This is a genomic window from Parasynechococcus sp. (genome assembly GCF_042954325.1).
Taxonomy (GTDB): domain Bacteria; phylum Cyanobacteriota; class Cyanobacteriia; order PCC-6307; family Cyanobiaceae; genus Parasynechococcus.
Genome location: NZ_JBGKDS010000029.1, coordinates 26,994 through 42,660 on the forward strand (window position 1 = coordinate 26,994; position 15,667 = coordinate 42,660).

Genomic DNA, 15,667 nt, shown 5'->3' on the forward strand with positions numbered 1-15,667 from the left:
GAGTTAATCACAGCATGCTTCGTTTTCACTAAGCCAATGACGTGCTGCCGCTAAGGCATGGCTCGAGTCCTCAATGCGCCCGAAGGCGTATTCCAGGCGCAGGTGATCAATCAGCGCGCCGAGGGCGGGTCCTGGAGCCACGTGGAGTTGCTCCTGCAGGGTGCGTCCATTCAGGGGAGGCCGGGGATGAAACAGGCGATCGTCTGGGTTGCGCCAACGCTCCAGCCAGGTCCGATGCAGGGAGCTCGGGAGCGTGAGGACCAGCGCCGGCAGATCGGCCTCCAGGTCACGATGGAGTTGCAACCGTTCCCGTTCATTGAGGTGCTCCACGGCGCCCTGGCAGAGCCCCAGCCAATGGCGCAGCTGCTCTGTGCGCTGCCGCAGGCGACGACTGCTCCGCAGCTGTGCCATGCCGTCGCTGCTGATCAGGTGGGTCAGCCGCAGCAGGGGCCAGGCCAAGTGGCGTTCTGTTGCGCTGAACTCAGCGCAGGCTGTCGGCTCTGGCAGCGCTGATGCCATGGGATCTGATGACTGCCAGGGGGCCATCAGATCCAGCTCTTGGAGCTGCTGGATCACGGACGCGGCCCAGCTGCCGCTTACCAGTCGCTGCAGTTCCGACAGGATGCGTTCCGGTGCGACCGTCGGCAGCCTGTGGCGATGACGTGCGATCCAGGTGGCGGTCTGCGGATCGATGCTGAGGTTGTGCTCTGCCATCAGCCGCAGGCCGCGCAGCAGCCGCAGCGGGTCATCGACGAGGTTCTGCTCCGCAATTGCGCGGAGATGCCGCTGATGCAGGTCCCCGAGGCCATCGGTTGGGTCCACCAGGGCTCCACGTGGTCGGAGGGGTAGGGCGATGGCGTTGAGCCGGTAGTCGCGCCGTTGCAGATCAGCATCCAGATCGACTCCGTCCCGTCGCGCCAGGTCCACCGTCCAGTCCCCCAGGACGAGCCGAGCCATGTCCCGCGCTTCATCCAGGACGACACAGGTGCCCTTCAGTTTCTTGGCCAGGTGGCGTGTGAGACCCAGGGCATCCCCTGGAACCACCAGATCAAGGTCCGGCGCAGAGGACAGCCGATCCAGGAGGCCATCCCGTACGGCACCGCCCACAAGGGCTGTTCCTGGCGGGAGTTGGTCCAGTGGGAGAGGCCAATCTTCCGGTCGTAAGCGCGACCAAAGCCGCTCAGCGTCGCTTTCGCGCTTCAGAATGGCGTCTGATGCGGCATCGGGAGGCATGTGCATCTGTGTGGATTGCCGCTGGGTCGACCGCTGCCAGGCCTATCACGCGGTCGAACGGCAGCACGGTGTTGCCCATCTCTGTGAGCATCCGGACTTTGAACCGCGGTCACCAAGAATTCACGTCTCGGTGATGGACTTGGCCGATCGTGGTGTGGGCGTTGAATGGGATGTCCGCGCCTGCCAGAGCTTCGATGCGGATCCCGGTCGCTGGCAGCGCCTTCGACCGGGCCAGCAGCTGCCGACATGACTGACTCTCCACTCCTTCTGGCCCTGCACAGCTGTTCGGAGAGCTTCGGCGTGGCGGTCAGCGAGGGCCACAGCCGCCTTGAGGTCGCCACCTTTGCCGATGGACGCGGCCTGTCCAACACGTTGATCACACGCGTTGAGTCCGTGCTGCCGCGGGAGCGTTGGCGGGATCTGGCCGGTTTGGCCGTCGCCACCGGGCCCGGCGGTTTCACCGGGACGCGACTGTCGGTGGTCTTGGCACGCACCCTGGCCCAGCAGCTGAGCTGCCCCCTGTTGGGTGTCAGCAGCTACGCGCTGATGGCCTGTCGTCTGCAGCCGTGTCTGCCTGCTGCACAACAGCTGGAGCCATTTTGGATTTGCCGCGAGTTGCCCCGTCGGGGAACGGTCGCCGGTCAGTACCAGCTCACGGATGGCTCGGTGGTCGAGCTGCAGGCCCCGCACCTGCTCCCATCGGGGCAGACGGTCGCTCCGTCACTGGATGCAAGCGATGATGTGGCCCCTGATGTCGAGCGGTTGCTCACGCTGCTCAAGACCATGCACGCAGCCGGAGAACCGATGCCTTGGCAGAGCGTTCTGCCGTTGTATCCCACCTCCCCGGTCGGCCCTGTCTGATGGCCGGACTCCGTGCTGGCGTGGTGTTGAGCGGTGGCCTCTTGATTTGGCTGCTGGCTGATGGGCCCTTGGCTCCCTATCGCCGTGCTCTGCTCGATCGCAGTGCCCCCGATCTGGTGTTCGTGCTCGGCGGGGATGTGGATCGCGAACGCATGGGCGCACGGCTCGCGAAACAACTCGAGCTGCCCCTGGTGGTGAGTGGCGGCAGCAATGTGGAGTACGCCACCTGGTTGCTCGAGACGGAGGATCTCCAGCCGGATCAGGTGACCCTCGATTACCGAGCCCGCGACACCCTTGGCAATTTCACCTCACTGATCGATGAACTCGCCAGTCGCGAGGTTCGACACGTGTTGCTGGTCACCAGTGAGGATCATCTGGCCCGGTCAATGGCTGTTGGTCAGGTGGTAGCGGGAAGCCGTGGGATTCATCTCACCGGAGTGCCCGTTGCCTGTGCGCCCTCCTGCCGCGAGGAAGGCTGGCTCAAGCAGGCCGGCGATTGGCTGAGGGCTGTGACCTGGGTGCTGACCGGTCGTGATCTCAGGGATGCTGCATCCCCTGCTCCAGCAGAGCATTGATCCGGCGCTGCAGTTCAGCGGTGGTGGCATCGAGTTCGGCCCGCCGCCGACCGGTTGGGGCTGGGATCGGTTCACCGATGCGCAGTTGAATCGGGACCAGCCGTGGCCAGCTCTGACCGCTGCCGAGAGCGCGATGGCTGTTGACGATCGCCACTGGCAGCAGAGGGGCACCGCTGCGGGCGGCCAGCAAGGCGGCGCCGGGCAGGGGGGCATTCACCCGTCCATCGGCCTGGCGGGTGCCATCGATGAACACGCCGGTGGCCCAGCCTTCATTCAGTCGGGCCGTGGCGGTGCGAATGGCTTCCCGATCACTGGCTCCACGACGCACGGGGTAGGCGCCACAGGCTCTGATGATGTGCCCAAGCACGGGAATCTCGAACAGTTCGGCCTTGGCCATGAAGGCCACGGGTCGCCCTAAGGCATGGCCGAGCAGGGGTGGATCCAGGTGGGAGCCATGGTTGGCGACAACCACCAGAGGACCCTCCATCGGGACATGCTCATTGCCTCGGGTCGATCCGCGGAAGAGACCACGGAACAGGGGAAACACCAGCAGGTTGCTGACCAGTCGATAGGTCAGGCTCGGTTTCGGCGCCACGAGTGCCCCTGGATCGGAAGGACTGCTCACAGGCCGAGGTCACCGGCACCGGAGATCTGGGCTGTGGTGATGTCGGTCATGGAGCGCTTCGCCAGACCACTGAGCACATTGCCGGGGCCGATCTCAACGAGGGTATCGATGTGGTTTTTGGTGAGGGCTGCCATCGTTTCGCGCCAGCGCACCCCGGTGGTCATCTGGGCCCGGAGACGCTCCTTGAGCACATCCGCCTTCACGGTGGCGATGGGTTCACTGTTGCTCAACACGGGGATGCGGGCATCACGGAAGCTGGTGTCGTTGAGGGTCTCAGCGAATTGATCGGCGGCTTCGCCCATGAATGGAGAGTGGAACGCTCCGGACACCGCCAGTGGAATGGCGCGCTTGCACGTCAGTGCGCTGCTGACGGCCTCGACCGCTGCTGGCTGGCCGGACAACACCACCTGGGCGTCGCTGTTGTCGTTGGCAATGCTGACGCCATCGGTGTTGGCGACCAGCTCCTCGAGTTGATCGCGATCGAAGCCGATCACGGCGGTCATCGCTCCGCTGCCAGCGGCTGCCATCAGCTCTGACCGGGTTTTCATCAGCCGTAGACCGGTTTCCATGTCGAAGACCCCGGCGGCATAGAGCGCCACGAGCTCGCCCAGGCTGTGGCCGGCAACGAGGGAGGCTTCCCTCCCCTGTTTCAACAGGTTGTCCACCAACAACGACTCCACCACGAACAAGGCCGGTTGGGTGTTGCGCGTGTCGTTGAGGTTTTGCAGCGGATCGTCGCTTTGGTCAGATCCCTCGCCACGACAGATCGCCAGCAGATCACGGCCGAGCAGGTCGGACGCCAGGGAAAAGCGATCGTTGGCGCCCGAAAGCGTCATCACCTGATCGGCCATTCCCACTTTCTGAGATCCCTGACCGGGAAAAACCCAGGCGATCGCCATCGGTTTGCTGCGCAGACAATTTCCGGAGATTACGCGGGTCCGCTCCAGCGCAACAGCGCCGCCCCCCAACTGAGCCCAGCTCCGAAGCCACTGCTGGCCAGGCGGTGCCCAGCTTGGATCCGTCCGTCGCGGACGGCCTCATCCAACATCAGGGGAATGGTGGCTGCCGAGGTGTTGCCATAGGAGGCCAGGTTGCTGAGCACCTTGGCCTGCGGAATCTTGAAGCGATCAGCGACCGCATCAAGGATGCGTTGGTTGGCCTGGTGGAGCAGCAGCCAATCGAGCTGTTCGGGCTCGGTCCCGGTCTTGCTGAGCAGGGTTTGCAAGATCGCCGGCACTTCGCGAACAGCGAATTTGTAGACCTCCTGGCCGTTCATCTGGATCGTTTGAAATCCGCCGATCTGATGGCTGGCTCCATCGATCAATGCTTGGTGCTCCTCCCGTTGCGGAAGCTGCAGGACGCCGCCACGGCTCCCGTCGGAGCGGAGCACAAACCCTTCGAGGTCATCGCGGCCGTCGTCGCAGGCTTCGAGCACGAGTGCACCGGCGCCATCGCCAAACAACACACAGGAGCGGCGGTCATCCCAATCAACCCAGCGGCTGAGTTGATCGGCGCCAACCACCAGGACCCGGCGCATCGCCCCCGTACGCAAATACTGGGCAGCGGTGACCACCGAGAACAGAAAGCCACTGCAAGCTGCGGTGAGATCGAAGGCTGCAGCTTGGTTGGCCCCAAGGGCGGCCTGCAGGCGAGGGGCGGACCCGAACAGATCGTCTGGGGTGGATGTGGCGAGAAGAATCAGATCGAGACTCTCGGCGGACCAGCCCGCCATGGCCAATGCCTGACGGGAGGCCTCCGCACTTAAGGCAGCGAGCGATTCGTCCGGACCCACGACCCGCCGGGCCGCGATCCCCGTTCGGCTTTGAATCCAGCTGTCACTGGTCTCAACCCGTTGGCTCAGCTCGTCGTTGCTGATGGACCGGGAGGGTGTGGCGCTGCCGCAACCCCGCAGCAGCACGCCGGCCGTCCTCGGGAGCTGCTCGGCCAAGAGAGAAAACGCCAGAAGTGGCGTCAGTCAATCACAGTTGGCCTGCAGAGCTGCAAGATCGTCCATCACACCATGGCTTGCTGCGGAGTGGGCGATCCGCAGGGCGCTCACCACTGAGAGGGCCTTGCTGCTTCCGTGGCCAATGACGCAGATGCCGTTGACGCCGAGCAACAGGGCTCCACCATGCTCAGCGTGGTCCAGGCGCTTTTTGATCCGCTTGAGGTTGCTGCGCAGGAAGGCAGAGCCGACCTTGCCGCGGCGGCCGCGGGGGAGTTCGGCGCGAAGCACGCCAAGCAGCACGCTGCCCACGGATTCGAGGAATTTGAGCAGAACGTTGCCGGTGAAGCCATCGCAGACGACCACATCGAACTCACCGGACAGCACATCACGGCCTTCGCAGTTCCCCGCGAAATGCAGGCGCTTCTCTTCGCTCAACAGAGCATGGGTGCGCAGGGCCAGATCATTGCCTTTGCACTCCTCTTCGCCGATGTTGAGCAGCCCGACGCGCGGTTGAGCGACCTGCAGAACATCGCGGCTGTAGATGTTGCCGAGCAGGGCGAACTGATGCAGATACGTCGGTTTGCAGTCCATGTTGGCGCCGACATCGAGCACCAGGACCGGCTGGCTGGGGTCCTTGGTCGGAAACAGGGCACCGATGGCCGGGCGGTCGATGCCCTTGAGGCGGCCCAATCGGAAGATCGCCGAGGCCATCACGGCGCCGGAATTTCCAGCTGAATACACGGCGAGGGCTTGCCCCGTTTTGATCAGATCCATCGCCACGTTGATGCTGGCATCGCGCTTGCGACGCACGGCCGTGGCCTCCTCGTCCATGGTGATGGAGGGGCCACTGGTGACGAGATCGAGATGGCCGGCCGCGACGGCGTCGTCCAACGCTTCGCAGAGACCCATCTCCGTCGCCGCAGACTTCACCCGGTCTGGTTCACCGACGAAGCGAATCTTCAGTGGCAGACGGTTGATCGCCTGGAGGCATCCCTCCAGGATCGGACCGGGAGCATGGTCGCCGCCCATGCCGTCGACCGCGACCCACAGGCGATCGGATTCGCGGATTTCATCCGGTTCGGTGTTGCCCTGCAGGCGACGCAGGGGGTCGAACACCAGGGGCTGCAGCACACTGCTGGCCACGTTGCCCGCCATCGATCCGGCCACCGTGGCCGAATTGGTGGCGCTGTCGACCAGGGTGGTGACGGCAGCATTACGCCGATACCAAATCACCAGGCGACGAATCGCCCGGGGTCGGTTGGTTTTGCTCCATGGCCCAATGGCCGGGGAGGAATCAGGATCCTTCGGAGGCAACGGAGTCGACGATGCGCTGGAACAGGTAACCGGTGCCACGAGCCGTGAGGATCAGCTCGGGGTTGGCGGGGTCGTCTTCCAGTTTGGAGCGAAGACGGGAGATATGAACATCCACGACGCGGGTATCCACATGTCGCTCGGGGGTGTAACCCCAAACCTCCTTGAGGATCTCGCCGCGGTTAAACGGTTCACCGGAGCGGCTCACCAGGAGTTCCAGCAGGCTGAATTCCATGCCGGTGAGTCGGATGCGCTCATCGCCGCGGAAGACCTGGCGTTTGTTGGTGTCGATCCGGAGGTCGGACACCTGGATGACGCCGGAATTGGGGATTCCGGCGACTTGCTCCTTCTCAACCCGACGCAGCACGCAACGGATGCGTGCTTCGAGTTCCTTCGGGCTGAAGGGTTTGACCACATAGTCATCGGCTCCGAGCTCGAGGCCGGTGATCCGGTCGGCCACATCGCCGAGGGCGGTCAGCATCACGATCGGAACGTCCGATTCCTTGCGCAGTTCTTGGCAGACGCCATAGCCGTCCAACTTCGGCATCATCACGTCGAGAACCACCAGATCCGGCATGCAGTTCTGGAACAGCTCCAGCGCCTCGGTGCCATCGCAAGCGGTGACAACGTTGTAGCCGATCATCGACAGGCGGGTTTCGAGGATCCTGCGGATGGAGGCCTCGTCATCGACCACGAGAATGGTTTCTTTGGGTGGGGCCGTGGCCGTCATGAAGCCTCAGGCTCTAGAGACATGGGACACAAATAAGGGGCTGCCACCCCCTTTTGTTCATCCAAAGGCAACTTTCTTCATAGTTCGCAGTGCCGAAATCCACCGCCGTTTTTGTTTGCCAGGTCTGTGGGGCCAAGGCTCGACAGTTCTTTGGACGGTGTCCGGAGTGCGGAAGTTGGAACTCCCTCGTTGAGCAAGCTCAACCCCGTTCCGATGGTCGACGACGGCGCACGGGTGCGGATCCGGAGACCGCTCCATCCCCCCGTCGGTCCACGTCGATGGCGAGCTTGGACGACCAACCAGTCCAGCGTTTGCCCACCGGTTCCTCTGAATTTGATCGGGTTCTCGGCGGCGGGTTGGTGCCGGGCTCGATGGTGCTGGTGGGTGGTGATCCAGGCATCGGCAAGAGCACCTTGCTCCTGCAGAGCGCATCGGCGATGGCCCGGGGGTGTTCGGTGCTGTACGTGAGCGCCGAGGAATCAGCTCAACAGGTGAAGATGCGTTGGCAGCGGTTGCGAGCCGGCGCCGAAGATCTGCAATTACTCGCCGAGACCGATCTCGACCTCGTGCTCCAGGAGCTAGAGGCCCTGCGCCCCGATGTGGCGATTATCGACAGCATTCAGGCTCTGCATGACGGTGATCTCACCAGTGCGCCCGGTTCCGTCGGGCAGGTTCGGGAGTGCGCCGCAGCACTGCAGCGTCTGGCCAAACGTCAGACCACGGCGCTGTTGCTGGTGGGCCATGTGACCAAGGAGGGAATGCTGGCCGGGCCCAAGGTGCTGGAACATCTGGTGGATGCCGTGCTCACGTTTGAGGGCGATCGCTTTGCCAGTCATCGCCTGTTGCGTGCGGTCAAAAATCGCTTCGGTGCCACCCATGAGCTCGGTCTGTTCGACATGCAGGCCCAGGGGCTGGCGGAGGTGGGCAACCCCAGTGAGTTGTTCCTCAGTGAGGCCCGCGCGTCGGGCGTGGCCACGATCGTGGCCTGTGAGGGCACTCGGTCGTTGGTGGTTGATCTTCAGGCGCTGGTGAATGCCACGAGCTATGCCAGTCCGCGCCGGACAGCAACCGGCATCGGCACCAATCGGCTGCATCAGATTCTCGCGGTGCTGGAAAAGCACATGGGGCTGCCCCTGTCCCGCTTTGATTGCTATCTCGCGGTGGCCGGTGGCCTGGAGGTGGAGGAGCCGGCGGCCGACCTCGGGGTGGCGGCAGCCGTTGTCGCCAGTTTTCGTGATCTGACCTTGCCCGCGGGCACGGTGCTGATCGGTGAACTCGGTCTGGGCGGCCAGCTGCGCCCTGTCGGTCAGCTGGAATTAAGGCTGCAGGAAGCAGCCCGCCTGGGCTTCAGGCGGGCTGTGGTTCCCCATGGCAGTGGCCTGGGCTCCCTGGCCGCTGGCCTTGATCTGGCCTTGCTGGAGGCCGCCAACGTGAGCGAAGCGCTGGTGCTGGCTCTGGGTGACGGGGTTTAGAAGTAGACGTCGACGTTGCTGCGGCCGGAGGATTTCAACCAGTTCTCGATATCCAGGTAGCCACCGGGGTTGAGCCGCACCGCCTGGGTCCAGACATCGGCGGCTTTGTCGAGCCAGAGATCGGCTTCATCTTGGCGGCCATCCTCCTCAGCGATGCGGCCGCGTTTCTCGTAGATCAGGCCCATGTTCTTGAGGCAGGACGGCTGCTTGGGGTTTTCCTCGAGGGCCTGCTGGTAGGTCTCGATCGCCCGGTCTTCCTCGCCGTTCGACATGTAGATGATCGCCATGTTCTTCAAGGTTTCCCCGCGATCGGTGGGGTTGTCTTCGAGTTTCAGCGCTTCTTCGTAGTTCTCGAGGGCTTCCGCGTAGTCACCGTCGTTTTGGGCTGAAAGACCATCGCGGTAATACACATAGGCCTCCTTCGAGCGGGCATTGATCGGAAGCAGCTTCACGATCAGATCCGCCATCACCGTGAAACTTTTATCGATGAAGTTGTCGTTGCGGTTGCTGCGGGGCACGGCTGGCCGGCGGAAGGCCCCCATCCTGACGGCAACCACAACCGACTTAGCCTGATCGGAGTGCAGACAGGCCTGTGAGTTCAACCCGCCAGACCGTCGTGCTCGACGTGGAAGGGATGAAATGCGGTGGCTGCGTCAAGGCAGTGGAACGCACCCTGCTGGAGCAACCGGGGGTTCAACGGGCTGATGTGAACCTGGTGACACGGTCCGCCTGGTTGGATCTGGCGGCTGGGGAAGCCGATGTTCAGCAGGTGCTCTCAGCGCTTGCCGACCGGGGCTTCCCCGCCGAGGAACGGGCTTTGGAAGCCAGCGCCAACGGTCGCCTCGCGCAGTCACAGCAGGCGATTGGCTGGTGGCGGCGCTGGCGTCAGCTGATGGTGGCGCTGGTGTTGCTGGTGCTGTCCGTGCTCGGACATCTCAGCGAGATGGGGAAGCTCTCGCTTCCTTACCTGGGGACCCTGGGCTTCCATGCCGCCCTGGCCACCATTGCCCTCGCGGGCCCCGGACGCCCGATTCTCAGCAACGGGTTCAAGTCGGCACGGGTGGGTGCTCCCAGCATGGACACCTTGGTGGGTCTGGGGGTGACCAGTGCCTATCTCGCCAGCGTTGTGGCGTTGATCTGGCCCCAGGTCGGTTGGCCCTGTTTTTTCAATGAGCCCGTCATGCTGCTGGGTTTCGTGCTGCTCGGACGGTTCCTGGAGGAACGAGCGCGGTTTCGAACGGGACAGGCCCTTGAGCAGTTGGCCCGGTTGCAGCCCGATCAGGCACGCCTGATCCTTCCCGATGGCGAAATTCGTGAGGTCCGTGTCGGTGCGTTGCGCCCGGGAGAAGTGGTGCAGCTGCTGGCCGGTGACCGGATTCCTGTGGATGGTGTGGTCCGGCTGGGGGCGTCCGCGGTGGATGTCTCCAGCCTCACCGGTGAACCGTTGCCCCTGGAGGCGGTTCCCGGCACCGAACTATCGTCGGGAAGCCTCAACCTGGAAGGCACCTTGGAGCTGGAGGTGCGGCGGGTCGGAGCGGACACGGCGCTGGCCAGAATCATTCGCCTGGTGGAGCAAGCGCAGGCTCGGCGGGCCCCGATTCAGGGTCTGGCGGACCGGGTGGCCGGTCGTTTCTGCTACGGCGTCGTCGCTCTGGCAACGGCCACGTTTCTGTTCTGGTGGTTGATCGGAACCGAGCTCTGGCCACAGGTGTTGCATGTCCCGTCAGCGGCGATGGCATCAATGGACCATGCGGCGATGGGCCATGCCCATCACGCTGGCCTTGGCAGCGGTGCGGCCACGCCGATGGGCTTAGCGCTGCAGCTGTCGATCGCGGTGCTGGTGGTGGCTTGTCCCTGTGCCCTGGGACTGGCCACGCCCACGGTGATCACCGTCGGCACTGGCTTGGCCGCCAAACGCGGCTGGTTGTTCCGCGGTGGTGATGCGATCGAGACGGCGGCCAACCTGGATCAGGTGGTCTTCGACAAGACGGGAACGCTCACCCTTGGTCGCCCTCTGGTGACGCAGGTGTTGTGTGAGGGCGATGCGGATCATCTGTTGCGTCTGGCGGCCAGCCTTGAACAGAACAGTCGTCATCCCCTGGCCCATGCCCTGCTGCAGGAGGCCCAGCGGCGTGATCTGGCGTTGTTGAACCCATCAACGGTGCGGACGGTGTCCGGCTCAGGCCTGGTCGGTGCCTTGGATGGCTTGGCGACCACGATTCGGGTTGGTCGTCCGGAGTGGCTTCAGGCGGAGGGGTTGCCTTGGTCAGAGGATCGTTTTGATTTGGACCAGGCGCGTGCGAGCGGTGCCACCTGGGTGGCGGTCGCCGAAGGCGATGCCGTTCTCGGTGTCGTGTTGATCGAGGACAGCCTCCGTCCCGATGCCGCGACGGCGCTCGACCGCTTGCGGGCGGATCGGCTGAATCTGAGCATCTTCAGTGGCGACCGGCGCCCTGCGGTGGAACATCTGGGCCAACGCCTGAAGTTTTCCCCGGATCAGCTTGGCTTTCAGATGCTCCCAGAGGACAAACAGGCGCGGTTAGAGCAGTTGCGCCGCGATGGTCTAGTGGCGATGGTCGGGGATGGAATCAATGATGCGCCCGCTTTGGCCGCGGCGGATCTCGGGGTCGCCGTCGGCACCGGCACGCAAATCGCCCAGGACACCGCCGACCTGGTTCTGCTCGGTGATCGGCTGGAAAATCTTCCGGAGGCCTTGATGCTCGCCCGCCGCACGATGGCGAAGGTTCGGCAGAACCTGTTCTGGGCCTTTGGCTACAACCTGATTGTGTTGCCGATCGCCGCTGGGGCCTTGCTCCCAGGGCAGGGTGTGTTGCTTTCGCCTCCGCTGGCGGCCCTGTTGATGGCCCTGAGTTCGATCACGGTGGTGGTGAACGCCCTGGCGTTGCGGGTGGCATGAAGCGAGGACGTCTGATTGTTTTGGATGGGCTGGATGGCTGTGGCAAGACCACCCAGCGCTCGGCCCTGGCGGCCTGGCTACCCACCAGTGGTCTGATGCCTGAGGGGGCCGGCTTGATCTGCACCCGTGAGCCCGGTGGTACCGAGTTCGGTCAGGCGCTTCGCGAGCTCCTGCTGCATGCCCAGGGGGATCAGGCCCCGGTCCCAACGGCGGAACTGTTGCTCTATGCCGCTGATCGGGCGCAGCATCTTGCGACCACGATCCGGCCGGCGTTGGAGCGTGGGGATTGGGTGCTGAGCGACCGTTTCAGTGGATCGACCCTGGCCTATCAGGGGTATGGCCGAGGACTTGATTTGGCCTTGATCCATCAGCTCGAGGAGATCGCCACCGCTGGCTTGGTGCCGGATCTCACCCTCTGGTTGCGGCTGTCCGCTGAGCAGAGCATCGAACGCCGTCGGGGTGAACGTGATGATCGAATCGAGGCCGAAGGTCGTGCGTTCCTGCGCCGGGTCGCGGAGGGCTTTGCTGCCGTTGCTACCGAGCGCCGCTGGTGCGTTGTGGAGGCGAACCAACCGCCTGAGGCCGTGACGTTGGCCTTGCAGCAGGCCTTGACGATGACGCTGACGTGATGGTCGCTGATGCACAGGCACCGTTGCCGCTGTTCGCTGATTTGATCGGCCAACCCCTGGCTGTGAACCTCTTGGAGGCAGCGCTCCGCACGCAGAGACTGGCTCCGGCCTATCTGTTCGCTGGCCCGGACGGTGTGGGGCGACGGCTGGCTGCCCGCCGTTTTTTGGAAGGCGTGTTGAGCGATGGCGCCGCTTCAGATCGGCAACGTCGGCGCTTGGAGGCGGGGAATCACCCCGATTTGCTTTGGGTTGAGCCCACCTTTCAGCACCAGGGGCGACTGTTGACCCGTGCCGAGGCCGATGAGGCCGGGATCAGCCGCCGTACGCCCCCGCAGTTGCGGCTTGAGCAGATCCGAGCGGTCAGTCGTTTTCTGGGACGGCAACCGGTGGAGGCGCCACGGGGCATGGTCGTGATTGAAGCGGCCGATGCGATGCCGGAAGCGGCGGCCAATGCCCTGCTGAAAACCTTGGAGGAACCAGGCCAGGGCATGCTGATTTTGTTGTCCGCTGCCCCGGAGCAGCTGCTCAGCACGATTCGGTCCCGCTGTCAGTTGATTCGTTTTCTGCGGTTGGATGCTGCAGACCTGCAAAGCGTGCTGACCCGATGCGATGCCACAGCCGAGGATTCCGAGGAGCTGCTGGCGATGGCCTCCGGTTCACCCGGTGCGCTGATGGCCCATCGTCAGCAGTTGCAGGAGTTGCCGTCGGAGCTGCTGGCGCGCCTGACTGAGCGGCCGGGCTCTGCGCGGGATGCTTTGGCCTTGGCGCGCGATCTGACGGAAGCGCTTGATGGTGAGCAGCAACTCTGGCTGCTGGATTGGTGGCAGCACATGCTCTGGCGCCGTGGGAACGGTGCCACCTCATTGCGACGGCTCGAGACCCTGCGGCGACACCTGTTGGGATTTGTTCAGCCCCGGTTGGCCTGGGAAGTGGCCCTCTTAGACCTGGTGAACTGAGCCCCGAATCAAGTGCGATCAGGCACTGGCCCGGTTGCGCTCCTCTCGAGCCATCGACACGACGTCCTGAAGACCGTCGAGCTGGCCACCGGTGGGGAGTTCCAGGCAATAGCCCGCTCCGTAGACGGTCTTGATGAAACGGGGTTTGCGGGGATCAGGCTCCAGCTTTGTTCTCAGGTGGCGAACATGGACTCTGATCGTCTCGATGTCGTCATCGGGCTCATAGCCCCAGACCTCTTTGAGGATCAGAGACGGGGCGACGGTCTGACCGTGGCGTTGCAGCAGGCAATGCAGCAGTTCGAATTCGAGATGGGTGAGGCGAACAGGGCTGTCGAACCAGATGGCCTCGAAGCGTTCGGGAACCAGGGTTAGCGGTCCGTAGCTGAGGATTTCGTGGTGGTTGCTGGTGCCGACCGGGGCACGGTCGCTGCGACGGAGGAGGGCCTTGACCCTGGCCTGAAGCTCCTCGAGGTCAAACGGTTTGGTGAGGTAATCGTCCGCACCGGAGTTGAATCCGCTCACCTTGTCCTTGGTGCCACCAAGGGCGGTCAGCATCAGAATCGGAATGCCGGCGGTGCGGTCATCACGGCGCAGGCGCTGGCAGAGGGTCAAACCATCGACCTTCGGCAGCATCAGATCGAGAAGGATCAGATCTGGGGTGTATTGCAATGCCAATGCTTGGCCTTTGATGCCGTCTTCGGCGCGTTGCACATCGAAGCCGCTGTGCTCGAGATGGCCACTGACCAGGTCGCGCATGTCCCGGTCGTCTTCGATCAGCAGGATGCAGGGCTTCATCGCTTCAGCGGTGGTACAGCTTGTGGGGTAAGCGCGGCTTGTTGTGAACAACGCTGCGCTGATTCTCTCAAGCTTTTCGAGTCTCTGCAGATTTTCCTTTTTCTTCTGCTGTTGGATATTTGGCTCAGACGTCCTGCGTTGCAAGCGTTCTCGCGACGCGACAGCGGGCTGCGCGTTTGAATCTGTTCAGGAAGTCTTCCGCTTCGAGCAACTGGACGTCATGAAATTCTCTGGTTGTCAATAAAAAAGGCCACAGCGAGTGCTGTGACCTTTTGCTTGAAACTCCCCGGGCGGGATTCGAACCTGCGACCAATCGATTAACAGTCGACCGCTCTACCGCTGAGCTACCGAGGAATGGGACCCGAAGAGCTTACAGGTCGAGCCTTCCGTCTCGCAAGAGTTGCTGCACCTGTTCACGGCTTCGCCAAGGTTCGATCCGACCGTTGCGCATCCGTGCCGCACCATCCGCATAGTCGAGCTCCTCAAGGCGATGGGTGATCCACAGAGCGGTGAGCGGTGTCCGGCGATGGCGGCAGAGATGCTCCACCGCTTTGAGCACAGTGTTCTGGCTGGTGGGGTCCAGCAGGGCCGTGGGCTCATCCAGTAACAACAGATCGGCATCGCTGGCGAGTGCGCCGGCGATGGCGAGGCGTTGCTTTTGCCCTCCACTGAGGGTGTGGATGGGTCGCGAGTTCATCCCCGCCAGTCCCAGCTGGCTCAGCAAGCCATCGATGCGTTCTTGTCGTTCGCTGATGCCCTGGCCAGGACGCATGCTGAGCAGGAGGTCACTGCCGCAGCTGGGCAGCAAAAGCTGGTGGTCGGGGTTTTGAAACACCAGTGCCGCCCGATGCGTGGTCGAGACCTGGCCGGAATCAGGTTCCAGAAGTCCCGCCAGCAGGCGAAACAGGGTGCTCTTGCCGCTGCCATTGCTGCCCACCAGCATCCACAGCCCCGGCCTGGGGATGCGCAGTGAGCAGGAGTCGAGTGCCAGTTGACCGTTGGGCCAGCGGAAGCTGACCCGGTCGAGGAGCGCCGACGCGTCGGCGGTCTCAGGAATCAAATGAGAAGCCCGGGCGCTTGCTTCCACCTGCTCCCGCAGTCTTCTCATAAAGCTGAACGGCGAGAACTTCACTGATCAGCATCGTCACCTTCTTGTCTTCCATTTTTTCGCAGGTCAGTTCCAGCATGCGGGGCTGACCTTGCTCCAGGGCCTGACGAATCTGCTGGTAGAGCGACTCCGCATCTGCTTGCTCCTTGCGCTGCACCGAGATCGGGACAGGGCTCATGCGCAGAGCCAATTCGATGACGTACACGGAAAGTTTCTCGTCGGATCGACATCTTCGCGAAGAAAGCGCTCCCGCCGATGTTCACGGGTGCGCATTTCTACTCATCGTGCGTCGGCAGGTGCGGACAGCCGCCCCACAGCCGCTTTCACCCCCTAAGCTCCGGTTGTAACGCTTCATGAAGCGCTTTTCTCATGACGATCGCTGTAGGACGCGCGCCTCAGCGGGGATGGTTCGACGTCCTCGATGACTGGCTCAAGCGCGACCGCTTCGTTTTTGTCGGCTGGTCCGGCATCCTTCTCCTTCCAACGGCCTATCTGGCCATCGGTGGC

Annotated in this window: 17 protein-coding genes, 1 tRNA gene and 1 pseudogene; 8 read left to right on the plus strand and 11 right to left on the minus strand. The window is 63.4% G+C overall.

The annotated features are described in order from the left end of the window. Positions 1–3: 3 nt before the first annotated feature. Positions 4–1,239 carry a CCA tRNA nucleotidyltransferase gene (locus ACGVKB_RS04810; RefSeq protein ID WP_392350139.1) on the minus strand — a complete coding sequence of 412 codons (1,236 nt, stop codon included), beginning with the start codon at positions 1,237–1,239 and terminating at the stop codon, positions 4–6. On the opposite strand from ACGVKB_RS04810, the gene ACGVKB_RS04815 reads away from it, so the two are divergent. Genes ACGVKB_RS04815 through ACGVKB_RS04825 form a run of 3 tightly spaced genes read left to right on the plus strand, consistent with a single transcriptional unit; the run spans position 1,232 to position 2,669 of the window. Continuing rightward, positions 1,232–1,483 (plus strand): Ycf34 family protein, encoded by a 252-nt coding sequence (locus tag ACGVKB_RS04815; protein WP_392350140.1) that lies wholly within the window; start codon positions 1,232–1,234, stop codon positions 1,481–1,483. The two genes, ACGVKB_RS04810 and ACGVKB_RS04815, sit on opposite strands and share 8 nt — an antisense overlap. Further along, a complete protein-coding gene (gene tsaB / locus ACGVKB_RS04820; RefSeq protein WP_392350141.1) occupies positions 1,480–2,094 on the plus strand; it encodes a tRNA (adenosine(37)-N6)-threonylcarbamoyltransferase complex dimerization subunit type 1 TsaB in 615 nt (204 codons plus the stop codon). Before ACGVKB_RS04815 ends, tsaB begins: the two co-directional genes overlap by 4 nt. Continuing rightward, on the plus strand, positions 2,094–2,669 hold the full coding sequence (locus tag ACGVKB_RS04825) for a YdcF family protein (RefSeq protein ID WP_392350142.1): 576 nt from the start codon (positions 2,094–2,096) through the stop codon (positions 2,667–2,669). The genes tsaB and ACGVKB_RS04825 overlap by 1 nt, the downstream gene beginning before the upstream one ends. Here ACGVKB_RS04825 and ACGVKB_RS04830 read toward each other — a convergent pair. The 5 genes from ACGVKB_RS04830 to rpaB are packed head-to-tail and all read right to left on the minus strand — an operon-like array spanning position 2,632 to position 7,283. After that, a complete protein-coding gene (locus ACGVKB_RS04830; protein WP_392350143.1) occupies positions 2,632–3,264 on the minus strand; it encodes a lysophospholipid acyltransferase family protein in 633 nt (210 codons plus the stop codon). The genes ACGVKB_RS04825 and ACGVKB_RS04830 overlap by 38 nt on opposite strands. Before the next feature lie 26 nt (positions 3,265–3,290). After that, on the minus strand, positions 3,291–4,193 hold the full coding sequence (fabD, locus tag ACGVKB_RS04835) for an ACP S-malonyltransferase (protein WP_392350144.1): 903 nt from the start codon (positions 4,191–4,193) through the stop codon (positions 3,291–3,293). A gap of 29 nt (positions 4,194–4,222) precedes the next feature. Further along, positions 4,223–5,242, minus strand: a complete 1,020-nt coding sequence (locus ACGVKB_RS04840; protein ID WP_392350145.1) for a beta-ketoacyl-ACP synthase III — start codon at positions 5,240–5,242, stop codon at positions 4,223–4,225. 27 nt (positions 5,243–5,269) lie between these two features. After that, positions 5,270–6,556 carry a phosphate acyltransferase PlsX gene (gene plsX, locus ACGVKB_RS04845; protein WP_392350146.1) on the minus strand — a complete coding sequence of 429 codons (1,287 nt, stop codon included), beginning with the start codon at positions 6,554–6,556 and terminating at the stop codon, positions 5,270–5,272. Further along, positions 6,537–7,283, minus strand: a complete 747-nt coding sequence (gene rpaB, locus ACGVKB_RS04850) for a response regulator transcription factor RpaB (RefSeq protein ID WP_392350147.1) — start codon at positions 7,281–7,283, stop codon at positions 6,537–6,539. Before rpaB ends, plsX begins: the two co-directional genes overlap by 20 nt. Before the next feature lie 89 nt (positions 7,284–7,372). Between rpaB and radA the strand changes: the two genes are divergently transcribed. Next, positions 7,373–8,755, plus strand: coding sequence for a DNA repair protein RadA (gene radA / locus ACGVKB_RS04855; protein WP_392350148.1), 1,383 nt, complete (start codon positions 7,373–7,375; stop codon positions 8,753–8,755). Here the strand turns inward: radA and ACGVKB_RS04860 are convergent. Continuing rightward, a complete protein-coding gene (locus ACGVKB_RS04860; protein WP_392350160.1) occupies positions 8,752–9,222 on the minus strand; it encodes a photosystem I assembly protein Ycf3 in 471 nt (156 codons plus the stop codon). The two genes, radA and ACGVKB_RS04860, sit on opposite strands and share 4 nt — an antisense overlap. Before the next feature lie 125 nt (positions 9,223–9,347). Between ACGVKB_RS04860 and ACGVKB_RS04865 the strand changes: the two genes are divergently transcribed. The 3 genes from ACGVKB_RS04865 to ACGVKB_RS04875 are packed head-to-tail and all read left to right on the plus strand — an operon-like array spanning position 9,348 to position 13,257. Then, positions 9,348–11,672: a heavy metal translocating P-type ATPase gene (locus ACGVKB_RS04865; RefSeq protein ID WP_392350149.1), complete on the plus strand. Its 2,325-nt coding sequence runs from the start codon at positions 9,348–9,350 to the stop codon at positions 11,670–11,672. After that, on the plus strand, positions 11,669–12,301 hold the full coding sequence (gene tmk / locus ACGVKB_RS04870) for a dTMP kinase (RefSeq protein WP_392350150.1): 633 nt from the start codon (positions 11,669–11,671) through the stop codon (positions 12,299–12,301). Before ACGVKB_RS04865 ends, tmk begins: the two co-directional genes overlap by 4 nt. Further along, positions 12,301–13,257 (plus strand): DNA polymerase III subunit delta', encoded by a 957-nt coding sequence (locus tag ACGVKB_RS04875; protein WP_392350151.1) that lies wholly within the window; start codon positions 12,301–12,303, stop codon positions 13,255–13,257. Before tmk ends, ACGVKB_RS04875 begins: the two co-directional genes overlap by 1 nt. An 18-nt stretch (positions 13,258–13,275) precedes the next feature. On the opposite strand, the gene ACGVKB_RS04880 is transcribed toward ACGVKB_RS04875, so the two are convergent. The 4 genes from ACGVKB_RS04880 to ACGVKB_RS04895 all read right to left on the minus strand — a co-directional run bounded on the left by ACGVKB_RS04880 (position 13,276) and on the right by ACGVKB_RS04895 (position 15,365). After that, on the minus strand, positions 13,276–14,052 hold the full coding sequence (locus ACGVKB_RS04880; RefSeq protein WP_392350152.1) for a response regulator transcription factor: 777 nt from the start codon (positions 14,050–14,052) through the stop codon (positions 13,276–13,278). A gap of 282 nt (positions 14,053–14,334) precedes the next feature. Beyond that, a tRNA-Asn gene (locus ACGVKB_RS04885) sits at positions 14,335–14,406 on the minus strand. Positions 14,407–14,422: 16 nt separating this feature from the next. Continuing rightward, positions 14,423–15,160, minus strand: a complete 738-nt coding sequence (locus ACGVKB_RS04890; protein ID WP_392350153.1) for an ABC transporter ATP-binding protein — start codon at positions 15,158–15,160, stop codon at positions 14,423–14,425. Further along, a complete protein-coding gene (locus ACGVKB_RS04895) occupies positions 15,102–15,365 on the minus strand; it encodes a hypothetical protein (protein WP_392350154.1) in 264 nt (87 codons plus the stop codon). The genes ACGVKB_RS04890 and ACGVKB_RS04895 overlap by 59 nt, the downstream gene beginning before the upstream one ends. A 164-nt stretch (positions 15,366–15,529) precedes the next feature. On the opposite strand from ACGVKB_RS04895, the pseudogene ACGVKB_RS04900 reads away from it, so the two are divergent. Further along, a pseudogene (locus ACGVKB_RS04900) lies at positions 15,530–15,667 on the plus strand (photosystem II D2 protein (photosystem q(a) protein)); the annotation flags it as partial.